This window comes from Streptomyces sp. YIM 130001 (assembly GCF_003574445.1).
Lineage (GTDB): Bacteria > Actinomycetota > Actinomycetes > Streptomycetales > Streptomycetaceae > Streptomyces.
In genome coordinates, this window is record NZ_KZ984548.1 from 214,581 (window position 1) to 221,090 (window position 6,510).

10 protein-coding genes and 1 pseudogene are annotated in these 6,510 nt (G+C 65.3%); all 11 read left to right on the top strand.

The genetic code is table 11. The features are described from left to right. Positions 1–4: 4 nt before the first annotated feature. Positions 5–607: a 30S ribosomal protein S5 gene (gene rpsE, locus DSC45_RS01055; RefSeq protein WP_030351447.1), complete on the top strand. Its 603-nt coding sequence runs from the start codon at positions 5–7 to the stop codon at positions 605–607. Further along, a complete protein-coding gene (gene rpmD / locus DSC45_RS01060; RefSeq protein WP_119286213.1) occupies positions 607–789 on the top strand; it encodes a 50S ribosomal protein L30 in 183 nt (60 codons plus the stop codon). The genes rpsE and rpmD overlap by 1 nt, the downstream gene beginning before the upstream one ends. 1 nt (position 790) lies before the next feature. Further along, positions 791–1,246, top strand: coding sequence for a 50S ribosomal protein L15 (gene rplO, locus DSC45_RS01065; protein WP_119286214.1), 456 nt, complete (start codon positions 791–793; stop codon positions 1,244–1,246). 290 nt (positions 1,247–1,536) lie between these two features. After that, complete coding sequence (secY, locus tag DSC45_RS01070) at positions 1,537–2,850, top strand: preprotein translocase subunit SecY (protein ID WP_119286215.1); 1,314 nt, start codon at positions 1,537–1,539, stop codon at positions 2,848–2,850. After that, on the top strand, positions 2,850–3,509 hold the full coding sequence (locus DSC45_RS01075) for an adenylate kinase (protein WP_119286216.1): 660 nt from the start codon (positions 2,850–2,852) through the stop codon (positions 3,507–3,509). Before secY ends, DSC45_RS01075 begins: the two co-directional genes overlap by 1 nt. Positions 3,510–3,658: 149 nt before the next feature. Next, positions 3,659–4,495 (top strand): type I methionyl aminopeptidase, encoded by an 837-nt coding sequence (gene map / locus DSC45_RS01080; protein WP_119286217.1) that lies wholly within the window; start codon positions 3,659–3,661, stop codon positions 4,493–4,495. A gap of 139 nt (positions 4,496–4,634) precedes the next feature. Then, positions 4,635–4,856, top strand: coding sequence for a translation initiation factor IF-1 (gene infA, locus DSC45_RS01085; RefSeq protein WP_003948620.1), 222 nt, complete (start codon positions 4,635–4,637; stop codon positions 4,854–4,856). A 68-nt stretch (positions 4,857–4,924) separates the two neighbouring features. After that, a complete protein-coding gene (gene rpmJ, locus DSC45_RS01090) occupies positions 4,925–5,038 on the top strand; it encodes a 50S ribosomal protein L36 (RefSeq protein ID WP_003974245.1) in 114 nt (37 codons plus the stop codon). Between the two features lie 207 nt (positions 5,039–5,245). Continuing rightward, a complete protein-coding gene (rpsM, locus tag DSC45_RS01095) occupies positions 5,246–5,626 on the top strand; it encodes a 30S ribosomal protein S13 (protein ID WP_119286218.1) in 381 nt (126 codons plus the stop codon). A gap of 65 nt (positions 5,627–5,691) precedes the next feature. Next, positions 5,692–6,096 carry a 30S ribosomal protein S11 gene (rpsK, locus tag DSC45_RS01100; protein WP_003948617.1) on the top strand — a complete coding sequence of 135 codons (405 nt, stop codon included), beginning with the start codon at positions 5,692–5,694 and terminating at the stop codon, positions 6,094–6,096. A 138-nt stretch (positions 6,097–6,234) separates the two neighbouring features. Further along, positions 6,235–6,510, top strand: a pseudogene (locus tag DSC45_RS01105) (DNA-directed RNA polymerase subunit alpha); the annotation flags it as partial.

Below are 6,510 nucleotides of genomic sequence, written 5' to 3' on the forward strand. Positions count from 1 at the left end.
TCCAATGGCTGGACCCCAGCGCCGCGGAAGCGGTGCCGGTGGCGGCGAGCGGCGGGACCGGAAGGGCCGTGACGGTGGCGCAGCTGCCGAAAAGACCGCGTACGTTGAGCGCGTAGTCGCGATCAACCGCGTCGCCAAGGTTGTGAAGGGTGGTCGTCGCTTCAGCTTTACCGCGCTGGTCGTGGTGGGCGATGGTGACGGCACCGTGGGTGTCGGTTACGGCAAGGCCAAGGAGGTGCCGGCCGCCATCGCCAAGGGTGTTGAGGAGGCCAAGAAGCACTTCTTCAAGGTCCCCCGTATCCAGGGCACCATCCCGCACCCGATCCAGGGCGAGAAGGCTGCGGGCGTCGTCCTGCTCAAGCCGGCTTCCCCCGGTACCGGTGTTATCGCCGGCGGCCCGGTGCGTGCCGTGCTCGAGTGCGCCGGAGTGCACGACATCCTGTCGAAGTCGCTCGGCTCCGACAACGCGATCAACATCGTGCACGCGACTGTGGCGGCCCTGCAGGGTCTGCAGCGTCCCGAGGAGATCGCGGCTCGCCGTGGCCTGCCCCTCGAGGACGTCGCTCCTGCGGCTCTGCTGCGTGCGCGTGCGGGAGCAGGTGCGTAATGGCACAGCTCAAGATCACGCAGACGAAGTCGTACATCGGCAGCAAGCAGAACCACCGCGACACCCTGCGTTCGCTCGGCCTCAAGAAGGTCAACGACGTGGTTGTCAAGGAGGACCGCCCCGAGTTCCGCGGCATGGCCAACACCGTGCGGCACCTCGTGACGGTCGAGGAGGTCGACTGACATGGGTGAGCAGAACCCGCTGAAGGTCCACAACCTCCGTCCTGCCCCGGGCGCCAAGACCGCCAAGACCCGTGTGGGTCGTGGTGAGGCGTCGAAGGGTAAGACAGCTGGTCGTGGAACCAAGGGCACCAAGGCCCGTTACCAGGTTCCGGAAGGCTTCGAGGGTGGGCAGATGCCCCTCCACATGCGCCTTCCGAAGCTCAAGGGCTTCAAGAACCCGTTCAAGACCGAGTTCCAGGTCGTGAACCTCGACAAGCTGACCGCGCTCTACCCGCAGGGTGGCGAGGTCACGGTGGCCGATCTGGTCGCCAAGGGCGCCGTTCGCAAGAACAGCCTGGTCAAGGTTCTCGGTCAGGGCGAGGTCACCGTGGCGCTGCAGGTGACGGTCGACGCCGTCTCCGGCTCCGCCAAGGAGAAGATCACCGCCGCGGGCGGAACCGTCACCGAGCTCGTCTGATCCGGGTTGGACCAGACATACCGATGACATGAACGACCCCACCGGGGATGCCTCGCAAAAGGGGCATCCCCGGTTGGTCGTTCCTAGGGGGGTGTGGTCGCCGGTAAGGTGGCGGCACTGTACTTTCCGCGTGGTCTGCCTACAGGCCTGTCCGCGCGCTAATTGCATGCCGTTCGGACCCCCGACCACCAACTTCACAGCCAGACCGCTCAGTTACTCACACTTACGTATTCGTCGATCCTCAAGACCGTCACCTCTGACGCAGTAGCGCGGGGGTCGCAGGAGGCACCGTGCTCACCGCGTTCGCCCGGGCGTTCAAGACGCCCGACCTGCGCAAGAAGCTGCTCTTCACGCTCGCCATGATCGTGATCTACCGGCTCGGGGCACATATCCCGATTCCCGGTGTGAGCTACTCGAACGTGCAGGTCTGTATCGACCAGGCCAACACCAACCAGGGCCTGTTCGGTCTGGTGAACATGTTCAGTGGTGGCGCTCTGCTGCAGATCACCATCTTCGCGTTGGGGATCATGCCGTACATCACGGCGAGCATCATCCTTCAGCTCCTCGTCGTGGTGATTCCGCGGCTCGAGGCCCTGAAGAAGGAAGGCCAGTCGGGTCAGGCCAAGATCACGCAGTACACGCGTTATCTGACCGTCGCCCTCGCCGTGTTGCAGGGCACGGGCCTGGTAGCCACCGCGCGCAGCGGCGCGCTCTTCCAGGGTTGTCCGGTAGGCAACGAGATCGTTCCCGATCAGTCGATCTTCGTGACCGTCACCATGGTCCTCACCATGACCGCCGGCACCGCCGCGGTCATGTGGCTCGGTGAGCTCATCACCGACCGGGGCATCGGCAACGGCATGTCGATCCTGATGTTCATCTCGATCGCCGCCGGTTTCGTCGGCTCGCTGTGGGCCATCAAGGAGCAGGGCAGCCTCGCGGGAGGCTGGATCGAGTTCGGCATCGTGATCCTGGTCGGCCTGTTCATGGTCGCCCTGGTCGTCTTCGTCGAGCAGGCTCAGCGCAGGATCCCCGTCCAGTACGCGAAGCGCATGATCGGCCGCCGTTCCTACGGGGGTACGTCGACGTACATCCCGCTGAAGGTGAACCAGGCGGGCATCATCCCCGTGATCTTCGCCTCGTCCCTGCTCTACATCCCGGCGCTCGTCGCGCAGTTCAGCGGTTCCAACGCCGGCTGGGTGCAGTGGATCGAGGCCCACTTCGTCAAGGGCGACCACCCGTATTACATCGCCACGTACTTCGTGCTGATCGTTTTCTTCGCCTTCTTCTACGTCGCGATCTCGTTCAACCCCGAGGAAGTCGCCGACAACATGAAGAAGTATGGTGGCTTCATCCCGGGCATCCGGGCTGGTAGGCCCACTGCCGAGTACCTGAGCTACGTGCTCAACAGGATCACTTGGCCGGGCTCGCTGTATCTGGGCCTCATTGCTCTTGTGCCGACAATGGCGTTGGCGGGCTTCGGTGCGAACCAGAACTTCCCGTTCGGCGGGACAAGCATCCTGATCATCGTGGGTGTGGGTCTGGAGACGGTGAAGCAGATCGAGAGCCAGCTCCAGCAGCGCAATTACGAAGGGTTCCTCCGCTGATGAGAATCGTCCTCGTCGGACCGCCCGGAGCGGGCAAGGGCACGCAGGCCGCGTACCTCGCCGAGAATCTGTCGATCCCGCACATCTCCACGGGCGACCTGTTCCGCGCCAACATCAGCCAGGGCACCGAGCTCGGCAAGCAGGCGAAGGCGTACATGGACGCCGGCAACCTGGTGCCCGACGAGGTGACCATCGGTATGGCGAAGGACCGCATGGAGCAGCCGGACGCCGAGAACGGTTTCCTGCTCGACGGCTTCCCGCGCAACGTCTCGCAGGCCGAGGCGCTCGACGCCTCGCTGACGTCGGACGGTGTGCAGCTGGACGCGGTGCTCGACCTGGAGGTCCCCGAGGACGAGGTGGTCAAGCGCATCGCCGGCCGCCGCATCTGCAAGAACGAGTCGAGTCACGTCTTCCACGTGACGTACAGCCCTCCGCAGCAGGAAGGTGTCTGCGACACCTGTGGCGGCGAGCTCTACCAGCGCGGTGACGACTCCGAGGAGACGGTGCGCCGTCGGCTCGAGGTCTACCACAGCGAGACCGAGCCGATCATCGACTACTACAAGGCCCAGGGCCTGGTCGTCACGATCTCGGCGCTCGGCAAGGTGTCGGACGTGACGCAGCGCGCGATGGACGCACTCAAGCGCGACCACGCCGCCTGACTGAACAGTGGTCCCCACGGCCGCGGTGCCCTCGCAGGGCGCCGCGGCCGTACTGTTGTGAGGGGCCCGGGACCCGCGGTCCCCGCACGAGCAGAGGGCTGAACGAGGCCCGCACAGACGGCTGTACGAAGACGGAGAGCTGAAGGACCATGGTGGAGATCAAGACCCCCGAGCAGATCGCGAAGATGCGTGAGGCGGGGCTCGTCGTCGCCGCCATTCACGAGGCGACCAGGGCGGCCGCGGTGCCCGGCGCGACCACCCACGACCTCGACCAGGTGGCCCGCAAGGTCCTCGACGAGCACGGCGCGAAGCCCAACTTCCTCGGGTACGGCGGTTTCCCGGCCACCATCTGCACCTCGGTGAACCAGGTCGTCGTGCACGGCATCCCGGACCAGGCCACTGTCCTGAAGGACGGCGACATCATCTCGATCGACGCCGGCGCGATCATCGACGGCTGGCACGGCGACGCGGCGTACACCGCCTTCGTCGGCACCGGTCACGCCCCCGAGCTGGTCGAGTTGTCCCGGGTCACCGAGGAGTCGATGTGGGCCGGCCTGGCGGCGATGAAGGCCGGCAACCGCCTGGTCGACATCTCCAAGGCCGTCGAGTCCTACATCCGCCGTCAGCCCCGCCCGTCGACCGGCAAGTACGGAATCATCGAGGAGTACGGCGGCCACGGCATCGGCTCCCAGATGCACATGGACCCGCACGTCCTGAACTACGTGGAGCGCCGGCGCGGACGCGGCCCCAAGCTGGTGCCCGGTATGTGCCTGGCGATCGAGCCGATGGTGAGCCTCGGCACCCCGCGCACGCGCACGCTCGAGGACGAGTGGACGGTGGAGACCACCGACGGCAGCTGGTCCTCGCACTGGGAGCACTCCATCGCGCTGACCGAGCAGGGACCACTGGTACTGACCGCCGTGGACGGCGGAAAGGCCAAGCTGGCGGAGTACGGCGTCACCATCGCGCCGGATCCCGCTGCTTAAAAATCTCCGTCACGGGGCATCCTTCCTCGATTCGTCTTTCGGGATGCCCTGACGTAGACTGACGCGTCGGCTCTCGTGCATCCGCATGTCTGCATGCTCGCACGAGGCCGATCAAGGTAGTCGATTCGAAGGGCGAAGCGTGGCCAAGAAGCAAGGTGCCATCGAGATCGAGGGCACTGTCGTCGAGTCTCTTCCGAACGCCATGTTCAAGGTTGAGCTCCAGAACGGCCACCAGGTCCTGGCACACATCAGCGGCAAGATGCGCATGCACTACATCCGCATCCTCCCTGACGACCGGGTCGTGGTGGAGCTGTCTCCGTACGACCTGACCCGTGGTCGGATCGTCTACCGGTACAAGTAGATCTTGCCCGCATTCCGCCGTGGACTTCACGTCGGGGTGGTGGCACTGAGCCCGGAGAACCTCACCCAATGAAGGTCAAGCCGAGCGTCAAGAAGATCTGCGACAAGTGCAGGGTGATTCGCCGTCACGGTCGAGTCATGGTCATCTGCGACAACCCGCGCCACAAGCAGCGCCAGGGCTGAAGCCAGATCAATCCCTCTGCATCCGCAGATCTCGCGCGACGCAAGCGATACGTACATACGCAGGGCCCGTTCCTCTTCAGTGATGGAGGGCGACACCCCCGGTCGGAGGCCGGGGACCCAGCCCGTACCACTGCTTCTCCTGCAGAAGCGGTCGGCGGGTGGGAGTGGACCTGCGGAAGACCTCCGAGAATCAACTGGAGCCATTAGATGGCACGCGTTTCCGGTGTTGACATCCCGCGCGAAAAGCGCGTGGAGGTTGCCCTCACCTACGTGTTCGGTATTGGCCGGACGCTTTCCCAGCAGACGCTGGCCGCCACCGAGGTGGACCCGAACACCCGCGTTCGTGACCTGTCCGAAGAGGACCTGATCAAGATCCGCGAGTACGTGGACGCCAACCTCAGGACCGAGGGCGACCTGCGCCGCGAGGTTCAGGCCGACATCCGCCGCAAGGTCGAGATCGGCTGCTACCAGGGTCTGCGTCACCGCCGTGGCCTGCCCGTGCACGGTCAGCGCACCAGCACGAACGCTCGTACCCGCAAGGGCCCGCGTCGCGCGATCGCCGGCAAGAAGAAGCCGGGCAAGAAGTAGTCCTCAGCTGGACGCTCATCAGCGGTCTTCGCTGTAGGACCGACCACCTCCCGTAGGAGTTATAGATGCCCCCCAAGGGTCGTCAGGGCGCTGCCAAGAAGGTGCGCCGCAAGGAAAAGAAGAACGTCGCTCACGGCCACGCGCACATCAAGAGCACGTTCAACAACACGATCGTCTCGATCACGGACCCCACGGGCAACGTGATCTCCTGGGCCTCCGCCGGCCACGTCGGCTTCAAGGGCTCGCGCAAGTCCACCCCCTTCGCCGCGCAGATGGCCGCCGAGTCGGCCGCCCGTCGCGCGCAGGAGCACGGCATGCGCAAGGTCGACGTCTTCGTCAAGGGTCCCGGCTCCGGCCGTGAGACCGCGATCCGCTCCCTCCAGGCCACCGGCCTCGAGGTCGGCTCGATCCAGGACGTCACCCCCACCCCGCACAACGGCTGCCGTCCGCCCAAGCGCCGTCGCGTCTGAGTCGGCGCCGGTCCTTGCGGCCGGTTGATCGACTTGTGGGTTTTCGGGCGGTACGGCTCTTCGGAGCTGTGCCGCCCGTACCCTTGCAGTATCAGAGGGCATCAAATAGCGGGTGCCCATGACTGAAGGATGCATTTCATGCTGATTGCTCAGCGTCCCTCGTTGACCGAAGAGGTCGTCGACGAGTTCCGGTCCCGGTTCGTGATCGAGCCGCTGGAGCCGGGCTTCGGCTACACCCTCGGCAACTCGCTGCGTCGTACGCTCCTCTCCTCGATCCCGGGTGCGGCGGTCACGTCCATCCGTATCGACGGTGTCCTGCACGAGTTCACCACCGTGCCGGGCGTCAAGGAGGACGTCACCGACCTCATCCTCAACATCAAGCAGCTGGTCGTCTCCTCGGAGCACGACGAGCCC

Bases quoted from the DNA above. Each gene is read 5' to 3' on its own strand.
- map (WP_119286217.1), top strand. From the start codon at position 3,659: ATGGTGGAGATCAAGACCCCCGAGCAGATCGCGAAGATGCGTGAGGCG.
- rpmJ (WP_003974245.1), top strand. From the start codon at position 4,925: ATGAAGGTCAAGCCGAGCGTCAAGAAGATCTGCGACAAGTGCAGGGTG.
- rpsM (WP_119286218.1), top strand. From the start codon at position 5,246: ATGGCACGCGTTTCCGGTGTTGACATCCCGCGCGAAAAGCGCGTGGAG.
- rpsE (WP_030351447.1), top strand. From the start codon at position 5: ATGGCTGGACCCCAGCGCCGCGGAAGCGGTGCCGGTGGCGGCGAGCGG.
- rplO (WP_119286214.1), top strand. From the start codon at position 791: ATGGGTGAGCAGAACCCGCTGAAGGTCCACAACCTCCGTCCTGCCCCG.
- rpmD (WP_119286213.1), top strand. From the start codon at position 607: ATGGCACAGCTCAAGATCACGCAGACGAAGTCGTACATCGGCAGCAAG.
- DSC45_RS01075 (WP_119286216.1), top strand. From the start codon at position 2,850: ATGAGAATCGTCCTCGTCGGACCGCCCGGAGCGGGCAAGGGCACGCAG.
- rpsK (WP_003948617.1), top strand. From the start codon at position 5,692: ATGCCCCCCAAGGGTCGTCAGGGCGCTGCCAAGAAGGTGCGCCGCAAG.